23 protein-coding genes are annotated in these 22,470 nt (G+C 70.8%); 7 read left to right on the top strand and 16 right to left on the bottom strand.

Annotated features, from left to right (window positions below):
- Positions 1-21: 21 nt before the first annotated feature.
- The 3 genes from IQ210_RS18985 to IQ210_RS18975 form a co-directional block, all read right to left on the bottom strand.
- Entirely contained in the window at positions 22-2,001 is a 1,980-nt protein-coding gene (locus IQ210_RS18985; protein ID WP_194080224.1) for a zinc ribbon domain-containing protein, read from the bottom strand.
- Between the two features lie 287 nt (positions 2,002-2,288).
- Complete coding sequence (locus tag IQ210_RS18980) at positions 2,289-3,059, bottom strand: nucleotidyltransferase domain-containing protein (protein WP_194080223.1); 771 nt, start codon at positions 3,057-3,059, stop codon at positions 2,289-2,291.
- A gap of 79 nt (positions 3,060-3,138) precedes the next feature.
- Positions 3,139-5,052, bottom strand: coding sequence for a toll/interleukin-1 receptor domain-containing protein (locus IQ210_RS18975; protein ID WP_194080222.1), 1,914 nt, complete (start codon positions 5,050-5,052; stop codon positions 3,139-3,141).
- Between the two features lie 38 nt (positions 5,053-5,090).
- On the opposite strand from IQ210_RS18975, the gene IQ210_RS18970 reads away from it, so the two are divergent.
- On the top strand, positions 5,091-5,690 hold the full coding sequence (locus tag IQ210_RS18970; protein ID WP_194080221.1) for a hypothetical protein: 600 nt from the start codon (positions 5,091-5,093) through the stop codon (positions 5,688-5,690).
- A gap of 88 nt (positions 5,691-5,778) precedes the next feature.
- Here IQ210_RS18970 and IQ210_RS18965 read toward each other — a convergent pair whose 3' ends face one another.
- Positions 5,779-6,156: a hypothetical protein gene (locus IQ210_RS18965; protein ID WP_194080220.1), complete on the bottom strand. Its 378-nt coding sequence runs from the start codon at positions 6,154-6,156 to the stop codon at positions 5,779-5,781.
- 546 nt (positions 6,157-6,702) lie between these two features.
- Here IQ210_RS18965 and IQ210_RS18960 point away from each other — a divergent pair.
- Positions 6,703-7,110 carry a RidA family protein gene (locus IQ210_RS18960; protein ID WP_194080219.1) on the top strand — a complete coding sequence of 136 codons (408 nt, stop codon included), beginning with the start codon at positions 6,703-6,705 and terminating at the stop codon, positions 7,108-7,110.
- A complete protein-coding gene (locus tag IQ210_RS18955) occupies positions 7,110-7,685 on the top strand; it encodes a GNAT family N-acetyltransferase (RefSeq protein ID WP_228047983.1) in 576 nt (191 codons plus the stop codon). Before IQ210_RS18960 ends, IQ210_RS18955 begins: the two co-directional genes overlap by 1 nt.
- Before the next feature lie 15 nt (positions 7,686-7,700).
- On the opposite strand, the gene IQ210_RS18950 is transcribed toward IQ210_RS18955, so the two are convergent.
- The 3 genes from IQ210_RS18950 to IQ210_RS18940 all read right to left on the bottom strand — a co-directional run bounded on the left by IQ210_RS18950 (position 7,701) and on the right by IQ210_RS18940 (position 11,173).
- The gene (locus tag IQ210_RS18950; protein ID WP_407699710.1) at positions 7,701-8,627 is read right to left on the bottom strand and encodes a glycoside hydrolase family 6 protein; all 927 of its coding nucleotides are present in this window, start codon (positions 8,625-8,627) and stop codon (positions 7,701-7,703) included.
- Positions 8,628-8,984: 357 nt separating this feature from the next.
- Positions 8,985-9,704, bottom strand: coding sequence for an aspartate/glutamate racemase family protein (locus tag IQ210_RS18945; protein WP_194080217.1), 720 nt, complete (start codon positions 9,702-9,704; stop codon positions 8,985-8,987).
- Between the two features lie 5 nt (positions 9,705-9,709).
- On the bottom strand, positions 9,710-11,173 hold the full coding sequence (locus IQ210_RS18940) for an NCS1 family nucleobase:cation symporter-1 (protein ID WP_194080216.1): 1,464 nt from the start codon (positions 11,171-11,173) through the stop codon (positions 9,710-9,712).
- A gap of 146 nt (positions 11,174-11,319) precedes the next feature.
- On the opposite strand from IQ210_RS18940, the gene IQ210_RS18935 reads away from it, so the two are divergent.
- Positions 11,320-11,979 (top strand): GntR family transcriptional regulator, encoded by a 660-nt coding sequence (locus IQ210_RS18935; RefSeq protein WP_194080215.1) that lies wholly within the window; start codon positions 11,320-11,322, stop codon positions 11,977-11,979.
- 11 nt (positions 11,980-11,990) lie between these two features.
- On the opposite strand, the gene pip is transcribed toward IQ210_RS18935, so the two are convergent.
- Together pip and IQ210_RS18925 are read right to left on the bottom strand one after the other, a co-directional pair.
- On the bottom strand, positions 11,991-12,962 hold the full coding sequence (gene pip, locus IQ210_RS18930; RefSeq protein ID WP_194080214.1) for a prolyl aminopeptidase: 972 nt from the start codon (positions 12,960-12,962) through the stop codon (positions 11,991-11,993).
- A gap of 37 nt (positions 12,963-12,999) precedes the next feature.
- A complete protein-coding gene (locus IQ210_RS18925) occupies positions 13,000-13,677 on the bottom strand; it encodes a uracil-DNA glycosylase (protein WP_194080213.1) in 678 nt (225 codons plus the stop codon).
- A 207-nt stretch (positions 13,678-13,884) separates the two neighbouring features.
- Here IQ210_RS18925 and IQ210_RS18920 point away from each other — a divergent pair, with 207 nt between their 5' ends.
- Complete coding sequence (locus IQ210_RS18920) at positions 13,885-14,409, top strand: RNA-binding S4 domain-containing protein (RefSeq protein WP_407699712.1); 525 nt, start codon at positions 13,885-13,887, stop codon at positions 14,407-14,409.
- 338 nt (positions 14,410-14,747) lie between these two features.
- Here the strand turns inward: IQ210_RS18920 and IQ210_RS18915 are convergent, their stop codons facing one another.
- The 3 genes from IQ210_RS18915 to IQ210_RS18905 all read right to left on the bottom strand — a co-directional run bounded on the left by IQ210_RS18915 (position 14,748) and on the right by IQ210_RS18905 (position 17,041).
- The gene (locus tag IQ210_RS18915; RefSeq protein ID WP_194080211.1) at positions 14,748-15,218 is read right to left on the bottom strand and encodes a DoxX family protein; all 471 of its coding nucleotides are present in this window, start codon (positions 15,216-15,218) and stop codon (positions 14,748-14,750) included.
- A 130-nt stretch (positions 15,219-15,348) separates the two neighbouring features.
- Positions 15,349-16,038 carry a class I SAM-dependent methyltransferase gene (locus IQ210_RS18910; protein ID WP_194080210.1) on the bottom strand — a complete coding sequence of 230 codons (690 nt, stop codon included), beginning with the start codon at positions 16,036-16,038 and terminating at the stop codon, positions 15,349-15,351.
- 61 nt (positions 16,039-16,099) lie between these two features.
- Positions 16,100-17,041 (bottom strand): acyltransferase domain-containing protein, encoded by a 942-nt coding sequence (locus IQ210_RS18905; protein ID WP_194080209.1) that lies wholly within the window; start codon positions 17,039-17,041, stop codon positions 16,100-16,102.
- Between the two features lie 56 nt (positions 17,042-17,097).
- Here IQ210_RS18905 and IQ210_RS18900 point away from each other — a divergent pair, with 56 nt between their 5' ends.
- On the top strand, positions 17,098-17,442 hold the full coding sequence (locus IQ210_RS18900; protein ID WP_228047982.1) for a DUF6343 family protein: 345 nt from the start codon (positions 17,098-17,100) through the stop codon (positions 17,440-17,442).
- A 4-nt stretch (positions 17,443-17,446) separates the two neighbouring features.
- Here IQ210_RS18900 and IQ210_RS18895 read toward each other — a convergent pair whose 3' ends face one another.
- From IQ210_RS18895 to rpsA, 4 genes are all read right to left on the bottom strand, one after another.
- Positions 17,447-17,827 carry a tetratricopeptide repeat protein gene (locus IQ210_RS18895; protein ID WP_194080207.1) on the bottom strand — a complete coding sequence of 127 codons (381 nt, stop codon included), beginning with the start codon at positions 17,825-17,827 and terminating at the stop codon, positions 17,447-17,449.
- 50 nt (positions 17,828-17,877) lie between these two features.
- Positions 17,878-18,528 (bottom strand): dephospho-CoA kinase, encoded by a 651-nt coding sequence (coaE, locus tag IQ210_RS18890; protein ID WP_194080206.1) that lies wholly within the window; start codon positions 18,526-18,528, stop codon positions 17,878-17,880.
- A 45-nt stretch (positions 18,529-18,573) separates the two neighbouring features.
- Positions 18,574-19,512 carry a PAC2 family protein gene (locus tag IQ210_RS18885; RefSeq protein ID WP_194080205.1) on the bottom strand — a complete coding sequence of 313 codons (939 nt, stop codon included), beginning with the start codon at positions 19,510-19,512 and terminating at the stop codon, positions 18,574-18,576.
- Positions 19,513-19,768: 256 nt separating this feature from the next.
- On the bottom strand, positions 19,769-21,265 hold the full coding sequence (gene rpsA, locus IQ210_RS18880) for a 30S ribosomal protein S1 (RefSeq protein ID WP_031166273.1): 1,497 nt from the start codon (positions 21,263-21,265) through the stop codon (positions 19,769-19,771).
- Positions 21,266-21,631: 366 nt separating this feature from the next.
- Between rpsA and IQ210_RS18875 the strand changes: the two genes are divergently transcribed.
- On the top strand, positions 21,632-22,468 hold the full coding sequence (locus IQ210_RS18875) for a class I SAM-dependent methyltransferase (protein ID WP_194080463.1): 837 nt from the start codon (positions 21,632-21,634) through the stop codon (positions 22,466-22,468).
- Positions 22,469-22,470 lie beyond the last annotated feature (2 nt).

Genomic DNA, 22,470 nt, shown 5'->3' with positions numbered 1-22,470 from the left:
CCGAGGGCGTAGCGTCTCTGATCAGTTAAGCGAACCCATGCGAACTGTGGGGTCTGGCATGGGTTCTGCCCACCGTGGTGGGGTGGCGTGGGTGTGCAGGTGGAATCCCGCGCCCAGTGCCGCCCCTCTCGGCCGGTGTCGGCGGGTGGCGGGTGTGCTGATCGTCGTCACGCCCTGGTGCCGGTGGGCTGCGCGGGGCAGCTGCCTCCGGCCCGTGTGAGCGTGTCCCTCCGGACGCTTTCCCACCGGTCCTGTCGGGCCGGTGGGGGAGGGTGCCCCGCGTCGCCTGGGCGCGGGGCGTGGAGTTGCGTGCCGGGTGGGTCCGGTCTTGGACCGGTCCCAGCAGACTGGTGCGGTGGTGGCCGCTTCGACCACGGCGGTGGCTTCGAGCTGGTCAACCACGCTGCGGATGACCATGGTGTTGCTGGTGCGGTCGATGACGGTCTTGGTCTGGTGGGTGAGGCCGCGGGCGGCGATCCGCTGCCATGCGCCGGTGTCGCGGTCGCCCTGCCAGCGGCAGTCGAGGTTGGGGCACAGGGCCCATTTCCAGCCGGGTGTGGTGGGTCGGTCGGGTGCTTTGCGGTGGCGTAGCGGAACCAGGCAGCGAGGGCAGTGCCGTGAGGTGCCACGGGCCGGGACGGTGACCACGGCGACACCGGCCTCGGCGGCCAGGTGCCGCATCCGGTCCACGATCTGCCCGCGAACCTGCTGGGACAGGCGGCTGTTGAGAGTGCGGCCCATGCCCCGGGCCTCCATCGACCGCAGGTCCTCGACGTAGATGACACTCGCGCGGGCGGCGATGGCCTGATCGACCGTCCAGCGGGCGGCGGACCGGGCCAGGGCGTCGTTGAGGTTCGAGCGCCGGTCCGACAAATGACGGACTTCCTCGGCCAGCACGGCGTGTTTGCCGGTCAGGTGATGGCTCTCGGTGTCGTTGATAAGCCGGTGGTAGTGGTCGGTCTTGGCGTGCAGTTGCTCGCCCTGACGGCGCAGCCGGTGCTGCTTGGCCAGCACACCGGCCGTCCGGAACTGGGCACCGGCTCCTAGCGCGGTGATCGTCCCGTTGTCGTGAAGCCGGACGGCGCCTGCGCTGAGCAAGGTGTTCAGACCCCAGTCCACGCCCAGCGCCACGGTGTGCCCGGTGCTCCGGGCGGCGGGTACGGCATGGGTGTAGGCGAGGTCCGCGTGGACCCGGGCGGAGCGGACGCGCAGGGTGGGCAGGTGCAGCAGGGCGCCGGGCGGGACGGTGGGCGGGAGCGTGACGGGGCAGGCCACCCACGCCCAGTCCCCATAGGAGCGTGGATCGGGGCGGGTGGGCAGTTGCAGCCGCAGCAGCGCCCGGCCTGGATCATCACCGCGGGCGAGGGTGGCCTGCTGGCCGTCGCAGGCGGACAGCAGCAGCATCCGCGCAGCCCGGGGTGCGGCCTCCAGCTCGAAAACATCCGCCGGCTTGCGGCCGTACGTGCCCGTGAAGGCGGCGATCTGCCGGGTCCGGGATCTGATCACACCGGACGGCAGGTGCTTGCCCTCGGGGACCGCCTCGCGGACGGCATCCCACTCGCCTGGGGTGCGCTTCGCGGGGTCGGCGGGCCACGTCTCAATCACTCCAGTCGTCAGGTCGGCCCGCCACTTCGCCGACCGCAGCAGACGCCCCGCCTGCTCCTGGGCCATGCGCACGATCCGGTCGTTGACACGGATGCCGTCGGCCGGGGCAGTGGTCCAGCCCAGACGCCGCAGCGCCATCCACGCGTTCGACGGCAGCCCGCGGCCCTCAGCATCCACACCCGAGGCCAGTAGGCCCACATCGACGGCGCTCCAGTGCGCGGCCAGCAGCCCGGCGGCCATGCCGGACACCAGATCCGCAGCCCAGCCCACCCGCTCGGCGAGCACGGCGGCCGACAGCACCGCACCCGTCTTCTCCACCACACCCGTCCGCAGCAGACCACGTGCACAGGCGGTGCGGGCCGTCTCACGCTCACCGAGCGGAAGCCTCCGGCTCACCGGCCCCTCCCCCTTCACCCGGTGCTGTCATCCGATCAACGACACACTCCCAGAAAGGTCACGTATTCGATTCACGCACCCACATGCGACTCCGCTGACAGCGCCTGCCCCACGACATGGCACCGACGGATGACACGCCACTACGGATCACCACGGATCCGAAAGGAAACACGTAAGCCTGGACCCGGTCGATCCGGCGATCGACGGCGAATACCGAATCTGGAGCGAGAGGCTGAGATTGACCGCGGCCGGCTCTTGGACCTGACACCGCTTCATCAGGCAGAGCCTCAGGTTACCGCCGTCTCACACAGCGCCTGCACTTGATCGATCGCCTGACTCAGCGCGTCCACGCCTGTCTCCGCAGAGAGCGATGCGACGACGGCGTCCACGGACCTCAGACCTGCCCGCTCCACCAGCCGCTTCTCATTGGTGACCCATTCTCCGCGTCCCGCCAACACCCCATGTCCCGCCTGTACGACGGCCGTGGCAATAGCCCCTGCGGTCTCCGTCAGACGGCCCGAGGGGGCGTGGTTGGCGCGCGCGTAAGCCAAGGTCGCCCGAGCCGTGCCGTGCCAGCGGTCGCTCGCTGCATGGCGCAGCTTCTCCGGGTAAGTTGCCGGGCGCGGCAGATCACCCCGCAGCACCTCATTGATCGCCAACTCGGCCACCACCAAGTAGCTGGGAATCCCCGCGAGATGGAAGAGCAGCGGCTCCACATGGAACCGCCCTTCCTCCGCCTCCGCCAACTCGTGTTCCACGACGTCGAGATCGCGGTAGTGGACGTCGACGCGGCGCCCGTCGACGGTCAGCCACGCGCCGCCGTTGAAGACGCCCCCGCCCCAGCCGCCGACGTCCGACACCTCACCCTCCCAGCCGACGGCGCGGAGGTCGGCGGGATCGAAGGGGCCGCGGTAGTACACCGCCAAGTCCCAGTCGCTGTCCGGCCGGTTCGTGCCCTGGGCGCGGGAGCCGCCGAGGGCCACGGCCTGGACGGTGGGGAGCGCGGCGAGGCGGTCGGCGGTGGTGTCGAGGAAGGCGGCGTCGGAGAGGGTGGGCATGGGGGCAGCGTACGAAGCCGGGTGGCGTGCTTCCACGCGATTACGCGCCGCCACCACCCCGAAACCCCCCTCTACGCCATCACGCGCCCGTCGCCACCCCGAAGTCCGCCCCCGAGATCCCGCCCAGCCGGTCGGCGATCGTTCGCAACGGCCCTTGCAGCGCGGCAAGTTCGGCCCGCATGGCGTCCGCCTCCGGCCAGGCCGTCTCGTGGTCGAGTGGGGCCGTGTCCGTCGGGCAGCGGGCCTCGTACGCGGCCAGGCGCGGGTGCCAGGTCGATGTGAAGGGGCGGATGACGTCGTTGATCAGGCCGTACGCGAGGCTCTGGACCGTGGGCGCGCCGCCGGCCGAACCCCGTTCCAGACCGACGCTGTACGTGTGCAGCGTCGCGCGCGTGAAGTCGATCAGCGACTTCAGGGACGTCAACGCCTCGCGGAGGCTGCCCGTTCCCGGCGCCAGTTCCTGCACGCCGATCCTCGTGACCAGCTCGACCTGGATGTCGAAGGCGGCCATCCGCTCCGACTCGCTGGGCGCGGTCATGGGTGCCTCCCTTCGGCCACCGGGGAAGGCCAGCGTAACCGGGTCGCGGCGGGCGCACAGGGTCCGCAGGGCGGCTCGGCGCAGGGTCTCCGTGCGGGCCGGGGCCGGATCGTGGTGGTGCCAGGCGTGCAGGGTGACCGGGTGGAGCTGCCAGCCGCCGTCGGCGACGGGCGTGAGCAGACCACGTACGCGCAGTTCGGCGATGCCGTTGTCGGCACGCCGGTGGGCGACGGCCCTCGGTACGCGATCGGCGGCGGCCAGCACCTGCTCCGCGTCCTCGGCGGTCAGCGGCAGCGGGTGCAGCGCCGCGGCGCAGCGGAGCGCATCTGCGGCGTCCCGCGTGTCCACGTCGCGTACGAGAGCGGCGGTCACGTCCTCGCCCGCCAGCGTGTCGAGGAGCGAGCCACCGCGCGCGTGCAGCCGGTCATAGAGCGCACTGGCCTCGTGACCTGCGGCGACGGCCCGGCCGAGGAGCGTGAGGGCGAGGGGGTGGCCGCCCATCGCCTCCGCGAGCGTGTCGTCGCCGTCGACGAGCACGCGCGCGTGAGGCGAGTCCAGGGGACCGAGGTCCACGGCGGTGCCGAGTCCGTCGTACGCCCTGCTGCGCAGCGTGAAGAGGGTGTGGCCCAGCGGGTGCGGTGCCGCCATGCCGCTGATCTCGCGCGCGGGGAGCCGGCCGGCGGGGACCGAGTCGACGATCCAGAGGAACGGTTCGCCGGCCGCCTCGAAGTGGTCGTACGGCTCGACGATGCCCAGCCCGCGCAGCGAGTCGTCGTACGCCTCCCCGTTCAGCCAGAAGACACCGCCCGGGTATGCCGCCTCGAAACGCAGCGCGTACTCCTCGGCGAGAGCGGTCTTGCCGATGCCGGCCATGCCGCGGATCTGGACGGCGTGGGCGGCGGCGCGGCCGGTGACGAGGGGCGCGGCGTGGGCGTGCAGCGCGGAGTGCACCTGCCACAGTTCGGCGAGGCGGCCCAGGAAGCCGGGGTGCGGCCGCGGTGCGCCCGGCCGTCGGCGTCGTACGTCGAACTCGCGGACGGGCATGGGGCCGTCGAGGCTGGCGACATGCGCGCGTACGTCGTCGACGAGGGCGGCGAGATCGTCGTCCGAGGCGTGCCGGGCGTCCCGCAGTTCGACGGGACGGATATGTCCGGTCCCCCGTTCCGGGTTGACGACCATGACCCGGCGCCGCGGGTCGCCTTCGCCGAGTCCGGCCAGATACGCGGTGGTCAACTCCCACTGGCAGGCCTCGCGTTCGGGGTAGCCGGTGGAGTAGTACGCCAGCAGGGCCTTGGAACGGGCCAGTTCACGCCGGATGGTGTCGCTGATGCCGGCGAAGGACGCGACGCCGGTCTCGTCCGTGAACACCCGAAGGCCCCCGCCGCGCAATGCCCGCGCGAGCGGACGGACCCGCTCCACATCGCTGCGGCTGTAGCTGAGGAAGACGTCCCACACGGCGACTTACCCTACTGTGGGTACCGGGGAGGTCGATCATGGCAAACAGGCAGCGCAGGCGACGCCGACCGGGCGGCCCGGCTCAGGTCACGGCCAAGCTGACGATTCCGTTCGTCGGCGAGATCTCGGGTACGTGGGAGCCGGCGGACGCGGAACGCAGTGCGGCCTGGGAGCTGTACCTGGAACTCGTCACGCGCGTGTCGGTCGAGGAACTCGACCCGGACGAGGGCTTCCTGCGCGAGGCGCTGTCCTCCCTCTACACCTTCTTCAACACGACCCGCGAGATACTCCGCCGCTACGGCCCCGACGTCGCCCCTCCCCTGGCCCCCGGCCATGTCAGCTTCGGCGTCCTCGCGGTCACGGTCCTCAACCGCGTCCTGCGCCCGCTGCTCGCGTCGTGGCATCCGCGGTTGACGGCGTACGAGTCGCAGCGGCCGGAGGGACATGATCCGGTGGCGTGGGAGCGGGAGTGGGAACACGCGGGCACGCTGCGTGAGCGGATCGGCGAGGTCCGCCAGACCCTCGTCTCGCTGGCCCGGACCCTTCAGGAGGTGGCGGACGTCAGCGATCTCATCGACCTGCCGACTCCTCGGTCCTCGGGGGCGGGGTCCCCCCCCCACAGGTCAGAGGGGTCCTGACGGTTCAGGGGCGTGAAATCGCGCTCGGCGGCCGGAGGTTCGGGCTCGCGGCCTGAACGGCCGTCCGACACGGGGATCACGCTCAGGCTTACCAGAGGTCCCGGTGCCGATGCCGAGTTGGTGGATGGTCGAGTTCCTCGGCTGTCAGGAGCAGCGCCTCCGCGGGAGCGGCACGCAACTCGAGGCGTGCGGTGGACCGGAAGGCCTGGAGTGCGGCGCGGGCACGGCGCTCGTACGGGCTGCTCACGCGGTCGTTCATCGCCCGGGGGTACGTGTACGAGGTGAAGCTCCGCACGACTCGACTCGGCATGGGGCGACGGCCCTCGCGGTGGGCTCGGGTCAACTCCTCGTACGTGTAACGGAGTTCAGGGACGGCGTTGCCGGTCCAGGGGCCAGGCAGGCCCAGCGACCAGAACGCGGGGAGGGTGCGGTGCCGGCTGGGGACGTGATGGGTGGTGCGGGACACGCATGAGCCTCCTGGGACCGAGCGCACCTTGCGGCTGCCGACGCCCGTCGCGCGAAGCGCCGTCCGACGAAGGCTGACAGCCGCCACGCGTTTCCGTCGAGCGGTTATCCACAGGAGGCCGCGGCCTCGGGCGATTGTCAGTGGGACGCGCTTCAATGGGATGCGTCGTCACAGAACGTGACGGCGGCCGCGGCCGGAAGGCTGTGGTGTGCCACGGGGGAGGCAGCGATGGCGAGTGTGGGTCGCGGGGAGCATGAAGAGGACGGGCGGCGGTACGTCTCCTTGGCCGGACTGCGCATGCGGGGCTGGGCCGGGAGCATGGTCCACTGGCTGCTCGGGCCGCCGGACCGGCTGAGTGTGAATCCGCGGGTCAGAGCGGCGCCCCCGGTGCGGCTCTATCGCGTCGAGCGGGTCGAGGCGGCGGAGCGGGGGCGCGGGCTGCGGCCGGGTCGGACGGCCCTGCCGGAAAAATTGGATGCGCTGCCCAACCACCCCTTGGATGATCGCCGGGTTGTCCGTCCGCCGTCCAGAACCTCGGGAGCCCCTATGATCCGGCGCGTCACCGCCCCCGCCCTCTTCCCGCCGCCCACCTACTCCCACGCCTCCGTCGTCGAGGCCGGCACGAAGCTCGCGTTTCTCGCCGGGTCCGTGCCGCTCGATGCCCAGGGCAGTCTCGTCGGCGAAGGGGACCCGGTGCGGCAGGCCGAGCAGGTGATCGCGAACCTGGAGGAGCAACTGCGGGCGATCGGCAGCGACTTGGCCCATGTGCTCTACACCGACGTGTATGTCGTGAGCCAGGAGACCTCGGTCCTCTCCGCCGTCTGGGAGGTCGTGGAGGCGTCCGGGCTCAGCACCGGACCGCACTCGTCGACGCTGATCGGTGTGGCCTGCCTCGGGTACAGCGGCCAGTTGGTGGAGATCACGGCGACGGCCGCGGTCCCGGAGGAGGCGTGATGAACGACGACGCGCAGGGCGTCACGATACGGCGCGCCACCCCCGCCGACGCCGCCGCGGCGGCCGACGTCTGGCTGCGGTCGTTCGATGCCGCGCTGCCGACCGTCGTCAGACCACGGTCCGACGGCGAGGTGCGGGGCTACATCCGGGATGTGGTCGTGCCGCTGCGGGAGACATGGGTCGCGGAGACGACCGGTCCCGAGAAGCAGGAGGTCGCGGAGACGACCGGTCCCGGGAAGCGGGAGGTTGTGGGGACGACTGGTCCCGGGAAGCGGGAGGTTGTGGGGGCTCGGGAGGTCGCGGGAGCCCGGGAGATCGTGGGGATCATGGTGCTCGACGGCGACCTGCTCTCCCAGCTCTATCTCGCCCCGGACTGGCGCGGGCGGGGCATCGGGGACCGGTTCGTCGCGCTCGCCAAGGAGCGCAGTCCGCGGGGGCTGCAGCTGTGGACCTTCCAGATCAACAAGCCCGCCCACCGCTTCTACGAGCGGCATGGCTTCGTCGCGGTCGAGCACACGGACGGGAGGGGGAACGAGGAGCGGGAGCCGGACGTGCGGTATGTATGGCGGCCGTGAGCGACCTGGTGAGCATCAGCCGCGGGCGTTTCGGGCCAGCTCCAGCGCGTACGACGGCCACCAGCTGCCCGCCGCCGGCCCGCCCCGGCAGGTGCCGTCGGACTCGCCCGGGCGCTTGATCCAGAGGTAGGCGTCCAGGCGAGGGTTGCCCGTCTGCGTCGTCGGGGGTTCGCCGAGGGCGCGGCCGGGCGGGTTGCACCAGCTGTCGGTGCCGGAGTACGGCCCGTTGCCGTTGCGGCTGGTGTCGACGACGTAGTGCTTGCCGCCGAGGTCCGCCGACAGCCAGTCGCCGTACGTGGAACTGGCCTCGTTCGTCTGGAAGTTGGAGACATTGAGCGCGAAGCCGTCGGCTTGCGCGATGCCCGCTGCCGTGAGCGCGTCGACCAGGCGCCAAGCCTCCGGAATCCAGCTGGAGTTGCCGGCGTCGAGGTACACGTGGGTGTGCGGGCTCTGCGTGAAGCGGTCGACGGCGTAGGCGAGCAGGGCGTAGCGGTCCTCGGCCACGACCTGGGTGCAACCGGCCACCACCTGGGCGACGGCGTCGGGTTCGACGATCACGTAGGCGCCGCGGTCACCGAGGGCGTCGGCGAACTCGTCGACCCACGCGCGGTAGTCGGCCGCACTGGGAGCGCCTCCGGTGGAGAAGAGGCCGCAGTCGCGGTGGGGGATGTAGTACGCCACGAGTACGGCGGTCCGTCCGGCCAGGGCGGCGTCGGTGGTGCGGGCGCGGACCACCGGACCGGGGTTCGGGCCGTTCAGCCACTCAGCCTGGGGGCGCGTCGCGATGCGGTCCATAAGGGCGGCCTCCGTGTCGCGTCCCGCCTGCCTCCACTCGGCGGCCTGCCGGGCGGCCGGGGAGTCGGGGTCCGTCCAGAACGGCTCGGCCTCCCCTCCCGAAGCGCCGGTGCAGCACAACCCGAGGAGCAGGAGGGCGGCAAGCACGGTACGCGGAGCCCGGCCACCAGCCACCGACGACGACCCGAACACCGGCGACTCCCGTTCCCGCCGCCGAGCATCAGGAGGTGTGGGGGACGCGGGGGCGGCGCCACGTCCCGACGGAAGTGTGCGGTCGTACCGCCCCTGGCCCTGACGCACCGCCGACGGGACCGCGCCAGGATCACCCCGACGGCGTCCTCTCCCCGGCTTGATGCTCCACGGCGTCCCCGACGCACCCCGACGGCGCCCCCTCACCGGCTCGGTGCGCCACGGCTTCGCCGACGCACCCCGACGACACCCCCTCACCGGCTCCGTGCGCCACCGCATCGCCGCCCACACCCCACCCGCAGGGCCGCAAACCCCTCACCCCACCTGCCTCCCCCAAACCCGCCCCTTGGCCAACGGCCGTGCATACCCGCCCACCCGGCTCGTCCCCAACCCCAACCCCACCAGCGACTCCGCCAGCTTCACCGCGGCCCCGACCCCGTCGACCACCGGCAGCCCGAGTTTCTCCCCCACCGCCCGTTGCAGCCCCGTCATCCCGGCGCAGCCCAGCACCAGCACCTCGGCGCCCGCGGCGATGGCTCTCTCCGCGGCGGCCACGAAGGCGGCCTCCGTGCGCTCCGCGTCGCCGAGTTCGAGGACGTTCAGCCCCGTTCCGACGACCGCGGCGCAGTTGCGGCCCACGCCGGCGAGTTCCAGGCTGTCCTCGATCTGGCCGCAGGAGCGTTCCAGGGTGGTGACCACGCCGTAGCGCCGGCCGAGCAGACAGGCCAGATGGGCCGCCGCCTCGGTGATGTCGACGACGGGGACGTCGACCAACTCCCGGACGCCTTCCCGTCCGTGTTCGCCGAAACCGGCCATGACGACCGCGTCGTACGCGGGGCCCTCGTAGGTCCGCAGGAGGTCGATCACCGCAGCCGCCGACAGGTAGCTGTCGAGCCAGCCCTCGGCCGACTCCGGTCCCCACTGGGGGGTCAGCCCGGTCACGGCGGTGCCCGGGCCTGCCGCGGCCCGGGCACCTCGTACGATCTCCTCGGTCATCTCCTGCGTGGTGTTGCAGTTGGTGACGACGATTCGCACTTCCGTCAGACCTCCACAGCCTTGGTAGCGGCGGTGCGCTCGTCCCGGCACAGCAGCGCGTACAGTCCGGCCGCCAGCGCCGTGCCGATGAACCAGGAGTACGGGGCCACGTCGCTGAACGTCTTCACGAGGGCGAGGACGGCCGCGACGCCCGCCGAGGGCAGGAACGCCCACAGCGCCTTGGGGTTGACGCCCTTCTTGTAGTAGTAGCGGGAGCCGGGGGCGCCGTTGAACAGTTCGTTGACGTCCACGCGGCCCTTCTTGATCCAGTAGTAGTCGAGCATGATCACGCCGAACAGCGGGCCCAGGAAGGCACCGAGGCCGCCGAGGAAGTAGTTGACGACGGTCGGGTTGGAGAAGAGGTTCCACGGGGTGACGACCAGCGCGGCGACCGTGCTGATCATGCCGCCGACCTTGAAGCTGATCTTCTGCGGCCAGACGTTGGCTAGGTCGTACGCCGGTGAGACGAAGTTGGCGACGATGTTGACGCCCATGGTGGCGATCGCGAAGGTCAGCGCGGCGACGACCAGGACCCAGGTGTTGCCGACCTTGGCCACCAGCTCCGCCGGGTCGGTGATGGCCTCGCCGAACACCTCCAGCGAACCGGCCGTGACGATCACCGAGACGACCACGAACGCCGTGGAGTTGATGGGCAGGCCCCAGAAGTTGCCGCGGCGGACGGTCTTGTAGTCCGGGGCGAAGCGGGAGAAGTCGCAGAAGTTGAGCATCAGCGTGCCGTACGTGGCGAGGATCAGGCCGATCGCGCCGAACCACTGCCGCCACTGCTCGCCGACCGACACCGGGTGCGGGGTGGTGGTGAGGGAGATGGTCCAGTCGGCCTTGGCCAGCACCCAGACCGCGAGCGCGATCATGACGATCCAGATCGCCGGACCGCAGAAGTCCTGGAACTTCCGGACCGACTCCATGCCCTGGCTGATGATCAGCGCCTGGATCAGCCACAGGGAGAGGAAGGAGACCCAGCCGAGCGCGTCAAGTCCCAGGAAGGAGCTGTGCGTCCAGGACTCCAGGCCCGGCCAGGCGGCGAGCAGCATCACGTTCACCGCGACCGAGGCCAGATAGGTCTGGATGCCGTACCACATGATGGCGATCACGGCCCGGATGAGGGCCGGGATGTTGGCGCCCCACACGCCGAAGCTGATGCGGCTGACGACCGGGAAGGGGACGCCGTGGCGCTGGCCGATCTTCCCCATCCAGTTCATGCCGACGTAGATGAGCACGAAGCCGACGAGGAGCGAGGTGAAGACCTGCCACACGTTCATGCCGAGGACGAGCAGACCGGCGGCGAACGTGTAGTTGCCCAGGTTGTGGACGTCGGACATCCACATCGCGAAGAGGTCGAAGACCTTCCAGTTCCGCTTCTCGGCGGGCGCGAGGTCTTCGTTGGTGAGGCGGGGATCGGGGACGAACGCTGGGGCGCCGGTGGCTGTGGCGCGGTCGGCGAGGGACACGGGGCCTCCATGAGCCGGGGACGGAGGAGGATGACGACCGTTTGGTATACCAAACTGCGGTCATAGTCCTCCCGTCAAGCGTTCCGACCGATGTCGCGTCGGTTAACGCTCGGTAAAACACCTCCGGAGTCGGCGAAGATGACCCCATGAGCTCCACGACGAAGATCGAACCCCTCGGCGCCATCCGCGAACGCGTCCTGGCCTCGCTACGGCAGGAGATCATCGCGGGCAGGCTGCGCCCCGGCGACCGACTGGTCGAACGGGAGCTCGCCGAGCGCTTCGGCGTCTCCCGCGTGCCGGTCCGCGAGGCGATCCGCGCCCTGGTCGCCGAGGGCTTCGTCCACTTCGAGACCCCGCGCCGGATCGTCGTACGACGGCTGACCCCGCAGGACGTCAAGGAGCTCTTCGAACTGCGCGAGGCGCTGGAGGTGTACGCGGCGGGGCTGGCCGCGGCCCGCGCGACACCTGATGACCTGGCCGAGGTCGAGCGGCTCATCGACGAGGCGGCGACCGCGACCGAGGCGGGCGACGCGGAGACGATCACAGACATCAACAGCCGGCTGCACGACCGCATCGTGGCCATGGCCGGCAACAGCCTGCTGATCGAAGCCCTCGAACCGGTGGCCGGCCGACTGCGCTGGATGACCCGACGGAACGAGGAGTGGCCCCAACTCCTCATAGAACACCGCGAGTTGTACGAGGCGATCGCGTCCGGCGACCCGGAGCGGGCCCGCGCGCACGCCCTCGCGCACGTGCGGACCAACTACGAGTCGACGGTACGGCAGTTGTTCGGGGAGACCGGCTGACCCGGAACCGGCTAACCCGCCTGCGTCTTGGCGTACTTGTCGGTCGCCGCCACCAACGCCTCCCCCACGCCCGGCGCTCCCGCGTTGTGTCCCACGTCGTCGATGACGACCAACTCGCTGCCGGGCCAGGCCTGGTGGAGCCGCCATACGATCCCCAGCAGATTGCCGAAGTCGAGGCTGCCCTGCACCAGCGTTCCGGGGATGCCCTTCAGCAGCGGGGCGTCCCGCAGGACGACACCCTCCTCGTTGCCCTCGCCCAGGAAGTGGTCGTTGCCGAAGTAGTGCGTGACGGTACGGGCGAAGCCCATCCGGAACCGCTCGTCCTCGTACCGCGGCACCGACCTCGGCGGCGCCGGCACACACGCCGTCTCCCAGTCCGTCCAGGCCCGGGCCGCCCGCGCCCGCACCTCGGGATCGGGCGACTCGATGAGCCGGTTGTACGCGGCGGCGAGGTTCCCCTCCCGCTCCCCCGCGGGCAGCTCGGCCAGGAACCGCTCGAAGGCCTCCGGGAAGATCTGCCCCAACCCCCTGGTCAACAGGGCGACTTCGGGATTCGACCCCGTGGCGACGCCTGTCAGCACCAGCTCCGACACGACGGCCGGATGCGTCTGCGCGTACCGCAGCCCCAGCACCGACCCCCATGACACGCCCCACACCAGCCACCGCTCGATCCCGAGGTGCTCCCGCAGCAGTTCCAGGTCGGCGATGAGGTGAGCGGTCGTGTTCACGCTCATGTCGGTCCCGTACACGCTCGCGTGCGGTGTGGAACGCCCGCAGCCGCGCTGGTCGAGCAGCACGATCCGGTACACGGCCGGATCGAAGAGCCGCCGGAAGTAGGGCCCGCAGCCGGACCCCGGCCCACCGTGCAGCACCACGGCGGGCTTGCCCAGCGGGTTCCCGCAGGTCTCCCAGTAGACGTGGTTGCCGTCTCCGACATCGAGCATGCCGTGGTCGTACGGTTCGATCTCCGGGTGAAGAGGCATCCCGCGACCTTAACTCCCGTACGGCGACCAGGTCCCCTCAATTGACGGCCGCCGCCGTGCGCAGCACGTCCCGGAGCATCTGCGGGGTCAGCCGGCCGGTGAACGTGTTGCGCTGGCTGACGTGGAAGCAGCCGAACAACTCGATCCCGTCGAGCGGCACCCGCACTCCGTGCCCGAAGGCGGGCCGAGGCCTCGGTACGTCCCACCCCGCCGCCACCAGCGCGGGCAGCGTGGCCTGCCAGCCGAAGGCACCCAGCACCACCACCGACCGCAGCGTCGGCCGCAGCAGCCTCAGCTCCTGCACGAGCCAGGGGCGGCAGGTGTCCCGCTCCCCCGGGGTGGGCTTGTTGGCGGGCGGGGCGCAGTGCACGGGCGAGGTGACGCGGACGCCGTGCAGTTCGAGGCCGTCGTCGATGCTCACCGCCGTGGGCTGCGAGGCGAGGCCGACGTCGTACAGCGCCTGGTACAGCACGTCTCCGGACCTGTCGCCGGTGAACATCCGGCCGGTGCGGTTGCCGCCGTGCGCGGCGGGGGCGAGGCCGACGATCAGCATCCGGGCGTCCGCCGGCCCGAATCCCGGCACCGGACGCCCCCAGTACGTCTGGTCGGCGAAGGCGGCGCGCTTGGTACGGGCCACTTCCTCCCGCCAGTCGACCAGGCGGGGGCAGGCCCGGCAGCCCGCGATACGCCGGTCCAGGTTGTCGAGAGCGTCCACGTCACCACGGTACGACCGTGTCGTCGCCGCCTCCGGAATCGGCAGCGGACGGTGTGGGGCTCGGCGTGGAAATCGCGTCGGGGTGGGGGTGGGGGGGCGGGCTAAGGTCGGGGTATGGCTGCTGAACGTGTGGAGGGCGGGGCGGGCGGGGGCGCCGCCGAAGCCGGTCGGAACGGTGCCGATGAGGTGCCGACCGCTACCGGCGCGATGTCGGCACCCGCCCGGGCGGAGTCGGACGGTCGTGGTGATGGTGCGGGGGCGGATCCGCAGGTCGCCGCCGCGGTTGCTGCCGCCGAGGCCGCTGGGCCTCAGCAGGGTGAGACGGTTCGCGTCGACAGCTGGATCTGGTCCGTGCGGCTGATCAAGACCCGGTCCGCCGGTGCCGCCGCCTGCAAGGGCGGTCATGTCCGGGTGAACGGTGAGCGGGTCAAGCCGGCCCACTCCGTCCGGGTCGGTGACGAGGTCCGTCTGGTGCATGAAGGGCGGGAGCGGATCGTCGTCGTCAAGCGCCTCATTCGGAAGCGGGTGGGGGCGCCTGTCGCGGTGCAGTGCTATGTCGACAACAGTCCGCCGCCTCCGCCTCGTGAGGCGGTGGCTCCGGCGGGTATCCGGGACCGGGGTGCGGGGCGGCCGACCAAACGGGACCGGCGGGACATGGAGCGGCTGCGGGGGATGGGTGGGGTGCCTGGAGTGCCGGGTGGAAGTAAGGGTGGTCGCACGGGCGGGCGGTGACCGAGGGGTTTTTCTCGCCCCCGCCGCCCCTACCCGTCCCATCCTCCAGGGGCTCTGCCCCTTCGACCCCGCCTCCCTTGGGGCTGCCGCCCCCAGACCCCCGCTTCGGCCCTGAAGGGGCCTCGTCCTCAAACGCCGGACGGGCTGAGAGATGCGGGCCAGCGCAGAGAAGGCGACGCCCGCCCTCAAACACCGGACGGGCTCGATGCTCGGACCCGCGCTTCAGAGGAAGCGGACCGACATCAGGCAGTGCCAGCTCCCCCCGCACACCCCGGACAGGCTGGGTCGACCAGCCCGCCGGGGTTTGCAGCGAGGCCGGCAGGGCGCCGGCGCGGCTGTCACGAGCGGCGTCGCAGTAGCCGCAGCAGCTGGGCGTTCTGGCCGCGGCGGGCCCAGGCGATCAGGGCCAGCGGGATGATCAGGATCAGCGGGGTCGCGGCGTTCTCCCCGTCGAAGTAGGAGACCTGGACCACGAACGCGCCCACCATCAGCCCGCTCAACGCCACCGCCGCCACCGACTGCAGCACCGGCACCAACAACGCGATCGCACCGGCGAGTTCGAGCGCGCCGATGGTGTACATCCCCGCGTTGCCCCAGCCAATCTCGGCGAAGGCGTCGGCGGCCGTGGGGTGTGCGATCAGCTTGGGCAGCGCGCTCGCGAACGCGTAGAACAGGGCCAGCAGCACCTGAATGGTGCGCAGGGCGATCCTCGCGCGGCGCCCACGGGCGCTCGCGGACTCGGCGACGACGGTGCCGGTACCGGAGTTGGCGGACGCGGCGGCGGGGACGGAAACGGTGGTCTCGGACATCGGGGGCTCCTGTGGGATGCGGTCCGTTGTGCTGTCACAGAGATAGACCGGCCCCCGCACAGAAACTCATCGCCGCCCGGCCAGCGATCTCACACCGAAACTCATCGCCGACCCGCGAATGCAGCCCCGTCTACGCAGCGCTCTCCGCACGCACCGCCCGCACCCATATCCGGTCCCCCGTCAGATACTTGTCCACCCGCAGGCCCGCCTCCCCCAGTGCCTCCTCGAACTGTTCCTCCGTCAGCGGCCGGGCCAGGAACGTCTGGGTCCATACCGCGTCCGGGAACTCGTACTCCGCGCGTACCGAGTTCACCCCGTCGCCGACCGGCTCCGCCGACACCATCCGGACGGTGAAGCCGCTGGGGTCGACGCGTTCGCGTGGCAGGTTGGTGTGGTAGTCCTCGCCCTCCCGCTGGATCAGTACGCACCCGCCCTCCGCCACATGCCGGGCGCAGGCGCGCAGCATCCCGCGTCGCACTTCGGTGTCGCCGGTGTGCACGAGGAACGACGCGAGCATCACCACGTCGAACGTCTCGGGCAGGTCGAGTTCCTCGACCGTGCTGCGTATCGTGCGCGCTCCCTGCACGCGGGCCAGCATCTCCGGGGACTCGTCCACCGCCGTGACCCGGAAGCCCCGTTCCAACAGCGGGTGGGTCATCCGGCCCACACCGCAGCCCAGTTCCAGGATGTGCGCCCCCGGCGGCACGGCCGCGGCGATGATGTCCGGCTCGTCGTACACCGGCAGCCGCGAATACAGCTCCACCGCGCAGCCGTCCGGAGTGATCGCCCCCGGTCCCGTCCCCTCGTACCCCTCACGCATTTTCAGTTCCATGCCCGTCCAACGGCCCGCATCCGCAAGCCCGTTCCCCCCTCGAACGACTTCACCCGTTCGAGGGACGGAGCCCCTCCTCGGGCAGCGGAAACCACCCGTGCCCGATGTACCAGTGCCCGCCCGACCGTAGATGGTCGCCCACCGCCCGCTCCACCGACGTACGCCGAGGCAGTCCCGCCACCGGCAACTCCGGGTCCCCGAACACGAACTGGACCGGCTCGGTGTCGGCCGACTCGACATCCCGCGGCGCGATCCGGAACCGCTCCTGGAAGCGGACGATGTTGGAGTCGGCCGGCAGGTACCGCTTCAACTGCGGGTCCAGCAGCCAGGAGTGGCACATCACCGACCGGTACTCCTCCTCGGGGTAGTGCTTCGCGAAGAACTCGCCCGCCAGCGCCACCGAACGGTCGCACGCGGCCGGCGTCAGCGGGCCGAGGAAGTCGGGGATGTGCAGGTCCAGACAGAGCGTGCCGGTGGTCGCCGTCATCCCCGCCGCCGCAAGCCCTCGTGCCGCACCCGACCAGAGCCGCGCCCGTTGGAAGTGCAGTCTCCCCAACTGGTAGAGCTCACCGCGGAGATGGAGCACCAGCCACTGCGGGGACTGGACTCCCGTCGTCCCGTGCCGCCTGCGGTGGACGGCCATGTTCCGCCCGAGGTCGGTGAGGGTGCGCCGGGAGACGTCGGCGGGGACACCCCGTGCCCGGTGGTACGCGCGCGTGTGCGGCAGCGCCGCGACGAACACGTACGCGGGGAAGATCCGGCGCAGCGCCGCCGGTGCCTCGGCGGTCCGCGCGATCAGCTGCAAGCCGTCGCCGTACTCGACGATCTCCCCCATGTCGCGCACCAGCGCCTCGACGCACTCCGCCACCAGTCGCATCGCTCCGGCGTCGGCCGTCAGCGTCCGCCGCTGGGCGACGAGCGCGTTGATGTCCTCATGGGGTACCGCGAGGTCGAGCAGCACCTCGGCGAGCTCATCGGTGTCCGGCAGCACGCGCCCTCCGGCGAGGAGTACTAGGGGGACGAGGAGTACGTTGGCAGAGAGGAGTGATGATCCCGATGCGTACGGGCAGTGAGCCTACGACCGCGCGCAGTGCGCTGCGGGCCCGGTTCTGGCTGAGCGTGTGGGGGCTGGTCTGGGCGATCTTCGGGACGGCCGCGTTCGCCCTCGCGGGCCGACCCGGGTGGGCCGCCGCCTGCGGGGTGCTCTGGCTGGTCATCACCGTCGATCTGACCCTGATCCTCCGGCACATCCGACAGGGCCCGCACTACCAGCCGGGCCCGGACGTCCCACCGTACCGGCCGGCGGAGCACCGGCCACCGCGCGGGTCGCCGGGGCAGCGGCCGCCGTACGCACGGCCGGAGGACCGGCCTCCGGACCGGCCCGCGCCCTGAGCCGTCACGAGTCGAACCGCGCCGCCTTCAGGTACTGCGGGTTCGGGTCCAGTGCGGCGGCCAGCCGGAAGTGGCGTTTGGCCTGGTCCGGGCGGGCCTGGCGCTCGTAGGTGCGGGCAAGCGCGAAATGCGCGAACGCGTTGTCCGGCTCACGCTCCAGGACGATGGTGAACTCCAGCTCCGCGGGCCGCAGTTGCGCGGCCGCGAAGAAGGCACGCGCGCGCAGCAGGCGGGCGGCGGTGTTCTCGGGGTGCGCGGCGATCACCTGGTCGAGCAGCTTCACCGCGCCCTGCGGGTCCCGTGCGGCGAGCAACTGCTCGGCGGCACGGAAGTCGATGACATGCGTCTCCGGAGTACGTCCGGTCGAACCGCTGGTCTCGGGCACGGCAGAGTCCTTCCCTCACTGGAAGGGTTCAACGCCCGGACGAGGGGCTGCTATTCCTGAGACGCCTGGGACGAACTCCGAGACGCCTGGGACGCGTCACGGGGCGCGCCGGCTCTTCGTACGAGCTCGTCCCATACCTCCGTCACGCGTCGCCGCAGGTCTTCCAGGGGTACGTCGTTGTCGATGACGATGTCCGCGATCTCCCGGCGCTTCTCCCGCGTCGCCTGGGCGGCCATCCGCGCACGTGCGTCGTCCTCGGTCATGCCGCGCAGCCTGACGAGGCGGTCGAGCTGGGTCTCGGGACTGGCGTCGACGACGACCACGACGTCGTAGAGCGGGGCGAGGCCGTTCTCGGTGAGGAGCGGGACGTCATGGACGACGACCGCGTTCTCGTCGGCGGCGGATTCGAGGGCGCGGGAGCGGGCGCCCACCAGGGGGTGGACGATCGAGTTCAGCACGGCGAGCTTCTCGGGGTCGGCGAACACGATCGACCCCAGCTTGGGCCGGTCCAGGCTGCCGTCGGCGGCGAGCACGTCGGCCCCGAAGGCCTCCACGACCGCGGCCAGTCCGGGCGTACCCGGCGCGACGACCTCGCGCGCGATGCGGTCCGCGTCGATCAGCACGGCCCCCCGCTCGACGAGCAGCCGCGACACCTCACTCTTGCCGGCACCGATCCCACCGGTCAGGCCCACCTTCAGCATGAGCCGCAGCTTAGGCGGTGCCGCTGACAACGCACCCCACCGGGCTCAGTTGTCGCCCTCCCGCTCCGCCAGGAAGCGCTCGAACTCGAGCCCGATCTCGTCGGCGGACGGGATGTCGGTCGACTCGGCGAGCATGTTGCCGCGGGTCTCGGCGCCCGCCGCCGCGTCGTACTGGTGCTCGAGGCCCTGGACGAGCGCCACGAGGTCCTCGTCGCCCTCCTGGATCTGGCGGTCGATCTCGGTCTGCGTGCGGTGCGCGTCGGTGCGCAGCGCGTGCGCGATGCCCGGCAGCACCAGACCGGTCGCCGCCGTGATGGCCTCCAGCACGGTCAGGGCCGCGTCCGGGTACGGAGAGCGCGCGATGTAGTGCGGAACGTGCGCGGCGACGCCCAGGACGTCGTGTCCGGCCTCCATGAGCCGGTACTCGACGAGCGACTCGGCGCTGCCGGGGACCTGCGCCTCGTCGAAGGGGCTGCGGTGGCCGGGCACGAGGTCGTTGCGGTTGCCGTGCGGCGTGAGGCCGACGGGGCGGGTGTGCGGGACGCCCATGGGGATGCCGTGGAAGTTCACGGAAAGCCGGACGCCGAGCCGCTCCACGATCTGCTGGACGGCCGCCGCGAAGCGCTCCCACTCCACGTCCGGCTCGGGGCCTGACAGCAGCAGGAAGGGCGCCCCGGTGGCGTCCTGGACGAGTCGCACCTCGATCGAGGGGACCTCGTAGTCGGTCCAGCGGTCGCGCTTGAAGGTGAGCAGCGGACGGCGGGCGCGGTAGTCCACGAGCCGGTCGTGGTCGAAACGGGCCACGACCTGGTGGGGCAGCGAGTCGAGCACCCGGTCGACGATCTGGTCGCCGGTCTCGCCCGCGTCGATGTATCCGTCGAAGTGGTAGAGCATGACAAGGCCGGCCGACTCCTGGGCGAGCGCCATGTCGACGACGGCCAGCCCCTTCGGCTCCCATGCGTACAAACCCTGCGGATCAAGCACAGTGACCGCTCCTCCTCGTGTTCATACGCTTCAACGCCCCCTGGAGCAGGGGCATTCCCACGAGGACACCTGATCAGCCGTCTCTTACGGCCTTTTCATAGGCCGGGGGGAGGGCCAAGGCTTTTAGGGGCGCGGGGAACTGCGCGCCAAGCCCCCACCGGCCTGCACCCGAAGAGCTGGCCCGGGCAGCACTGAGGGACCGCACCTCGAAAGGTACGGCCCCTCAGTTACCGGCTAAGCCTCAGCGAGCCAGCGTTCAGCTCTGGCCACCCGCGAGCTTCTCACGAAGCGCAGCGAGCGCCTCGTCGGAAGCCAGCGCACCGGAGGTGTCCGCACCCTCGGAGGAGTACGAACCGCCACCCGCGGCCGGAGCCGCACCCGCGGCGTCGCCACCCTCGGCGGCAGCAGCGGCGTCGGCCTCGCGGCTCTTGATGACCTGCTGCTGGTGCTGCTCGAAGCGGGTCTGCGCCTCGGCGTACTGGCGCTCCCACTCCTCGCGCTGCTTCTCGTAGCCCTCGAGCCAGTCGTTGGTCTCGGGGTCGAAGCCCTCGGGGTAGATGTAGTTGCCCTGGTCGTCGTAGGACGCGGCCATGCCGTACAGGGTCGGGTCGAACTCGACCGAGGCCGGGTCGGCACCGAAGGACTCGTTGGCCTGCTTCAGCGAGAGGCTGATGCGACGACGCTCGAGGTCGATGTCGATGACCTTGACGAAGATCTCGTCGTTGACCTGGACGACCTGCTCCGGGATCTCCACGTGGCGCTCGGCCAGCTCGGAGATGTGGACCAGACCCTCGATGCCCTCGTCCACGCGGACGAACGCACCGAACGGAACCAGCTTCGTGACCTTACCCGGGACGACCTGGCCGATCTGGTGGGTACGGGCGAACTGCTGCCACGGGTCCTCCTGCGTCGCCTTCAGCGACAGGGAGACACGCTCGCGGTCCATGTCGACGTCGAGGACCTCGACGGTGACTTCCTGGCCGACCTCGACAACCTCGGACGGGTGGTCGATGTGCTTCCAGGACAGCTCGGAGACGTGGACCAGACCGTCGACGCCACCCAGGTCCACGAAGGCACCGAAGTTGACGATCGAGGAGACCACACCGGAACGGACCTGACCCTTCTGGAGGGTCGTGAGGAACGTCTGGCGGACCTCGGACTGGGTCTGCTCCAGCCAGGCACGGCGGGACAGGACCACGTTGTTGCGGTTCTTGTCCAGTTCGATGATCTTCGCCTCGAGCTCCTTGCCCACGTAGGGCTGGAGGTCGCGGACACGGCGCATCTCGACCAGGGAGGCCGGGAGGAAGCCGCGGAGGCCGATGTCGAGGATGAGACCACCCTTGACGACCTCGATGACGGTACCGGTGACGATGCCGTCCTCTTCCTTGATCTTCTCGATGGTGCCCCAGGCACGCTCGTACTGGGCGCGCTTCTTCGAGAGGATCAGGCGGCCTTCCTTGTCCTCCTTCTGGAGAACCAGGGCCTCGATCTCATCGCCCACGGCGACGACCTCGTTGGGGTCGACGTCGTGCTTGATGGAGAGCTCACGGCTCGGGATAACGCCTTCGGTCTTGTAACCGATGTCGAGCAGGACCTCGTCCCGGTCGACCTTCACGATGACGCCGTCGACGATGTCGCCGTCGTTGAAGTACTTGATCGTCTCGTCGATCGCGGCGAGGAAAGCTTCCTCGTTACCGATGTCGTTGACCGCAACCTGCGGGGTGGTGGCGGTGGTCTCGGTGCTGCTCGTCATGTGGGAAAGGGCTCCGGTTACGGACAGAAAGTCGTAGGTACTGCTACGCCGGGAGCCCGTATCGCTCTGATGAAGCCGGACAGCCAAGGAAGCGCCCCACCAGTGACTGGTGATGGCGCCTCGAGAACCGAGGGGACATACAACAGATGCGAGCGCAGCCTGCTACGTCTGAGGTGCGCAGGCCCGCAGCGCAACTTGTAGCATACGGGGGCAGCCGGGCAGGGTCAATGCGCGAAGGCGCACACCCGGGGCGGATCGCCGCATACCCGGCACAAGAACTGTCTCTGGAGGCCACGCAGGCCTGAGACACCTCTTCCGTGACACCCGTGGGGACGGGTTGGAGGGAAGAGTACGACGAGGGAGCCGATCATCCAAGAGCCCACTTCTTCCGAGTCCGCGGCCGAGTCCGACTTCGAACCGGAGGCCACGCGGCGCGACGCGGGAGCCGCCGAGAGCTCCCGGGCCAACCGGGGCTGGTGGGACCGGAACGCCGACGAGTACCAGGTGGAACACGGCACGTTCCTCGGCGACGACCGCTTCGTATGGGGCCCCGAGGGCCTGGACGAGGTGGAGGCCGAGCTGCTCGGTGCGCCGGAGGACCTGAAGGACAGGCGTGTCCTGGAGATCGGGGCCGGCGCGGCCCAGTGCTCGCGCTGGCTGGCCGCGCAGGGCGCCCGCCCGGTCGCGCTCGACATCTCGCACCGCCAGCTCCAGCACGCGCTGCGCATCGGCGGCTCCTTCCCCCTGGTCTGCGCCGACGCCGGCGCCCTCCCCTTCGCGGACGCCTCCTTCGACCTGGCCTGCTCGGCGTACGGGGCGCTGCCCTTCGTCGCCGAGCCGGTGCGGGTCCTGACGGAGGTGCGCCGGGTACTGCGCCCGGGCGGCCGCTTCGTCTTCTCGGTGACCCACCCGATCCGCTGGGCGTTCCCGGACGAGCCGGGCCCGGAGGGGCTGTCGGTGGCCGCCTCGTACTTCGACCGCACGCCGTACGTCGAGCAGGACGAGCAGGGCCGCGCGGTGTACGTCGAGCACCACAGGACGATCGGCGACCGGGTGCGGGACATCGCGGCGTCGGGCTTCCGTCTCGTGGACCTCGTCGAGCCGGAGTGGCCGGCCTGGAACACCTCGGAGTGGGGCGGCTGGTCGCCCCTGCGCGGGAACCTGATCCCGGGGACGGCGATCTTCGTGTGCGTACGAGACTGAGT

This window comes from Streptomyces justiciae, from assembly GCF_015163075.1.
Classification (GTDB): domain Bacteria; phylum Actinomycetota; class Actinomycetes; order Streptomycetales; family Streptomycetaceae; genus Streptomyces; species Streptomyces justiciae.
Note: the sequence above shows the minus strand (reverse complement) of the source record. Positions and strands in the feature narration are given on the sequence as shown.

Bases quoted from the DNA above. Each gene is read 5' to 3' on its own strand.
- IQ210_RS18980 (WP_194080223.1), bottom strand. From the start codon at position 3,059: ATGCCCACCCTCTCCGACGCCGCCTTCCTCGACACCACCGCCGACCGC.
- IQ210_RS18970 (WP_194080221.1), top strand. From the start codon at position 5,091: ATGGCAAACAGGCAGCGCAGGCGACGCCGACCGGGCGGCCCGGCTCAG.
- IQ210_RS18960 (WP_194080219.1), top strand. From the start codon at position 6,703: ATGATCCGGCGCGTCACCGCCCCCGCCCTCTTCCCGCCGCCCACCTAC.
- IQ210_RS18955 (WP_228047983.1), top strand. From the start codon at position 7,110: ATGAACGACGACGCGCAGGGCGTCACGATACGGCGCGCCACCCCCGCC.
- IQ210_RS18935 (WP_194080215.1), top strand. From the start codon at position 11,320: ATGAGCTCCACGACGAAGATCGAACCCCTCGGCGCCATCCGCGAACGC.
- pip (WP_194080214.1), bottom strand. From the start codon at position 12,962: ATGCCTCTTCACCCGGAGATCGAACCGTACGACCACGGCATGCTCGAT.
- IQ210_RS18920 (WP_407699712.1), top strand. From the start codon at position 13,885: ATGTCGGCACCCGCCCGGGCGGAGTCGGACGGTCGTGGTGATGGTGCG.
- IQ210_RS18915 (WP_194080211.1), bottom strand. From the start codon at position 15,218: ATGTCCGAGACCACCGTTTCCGTCCCCGCCGCCGCGTCCGCCAACTCC.
- IQ210_RS18910 (WP_194080210.1), bottom strand. From the start codon at position 16,038: ATGCGTGAGGGGTACGAGGGGACGGGACCGGGGGCGATCACTCCGGAC.
- IQ210_RS18900 (WP_228047982.1), top strand. From the start codon at position 17,098: ATGATCCCGATGCGTACGGGCAGTGAGCCTACGACCGCGCGCAGTGCG.
- coaE (WP_194080206.1), bottom strand. From the start codon at position 18,528: ATGCTGAAGGTGGGCCTGACCGGTGGGATCGGTGCCGGCAAGAGTGAG.
- rpsA (WP_031166273.1), bottom strand. From the start codon at position 21,265: ATGACGAGCAGCACCGAGACCACCGCCACCACCCCGCAGGTTGCGGTC.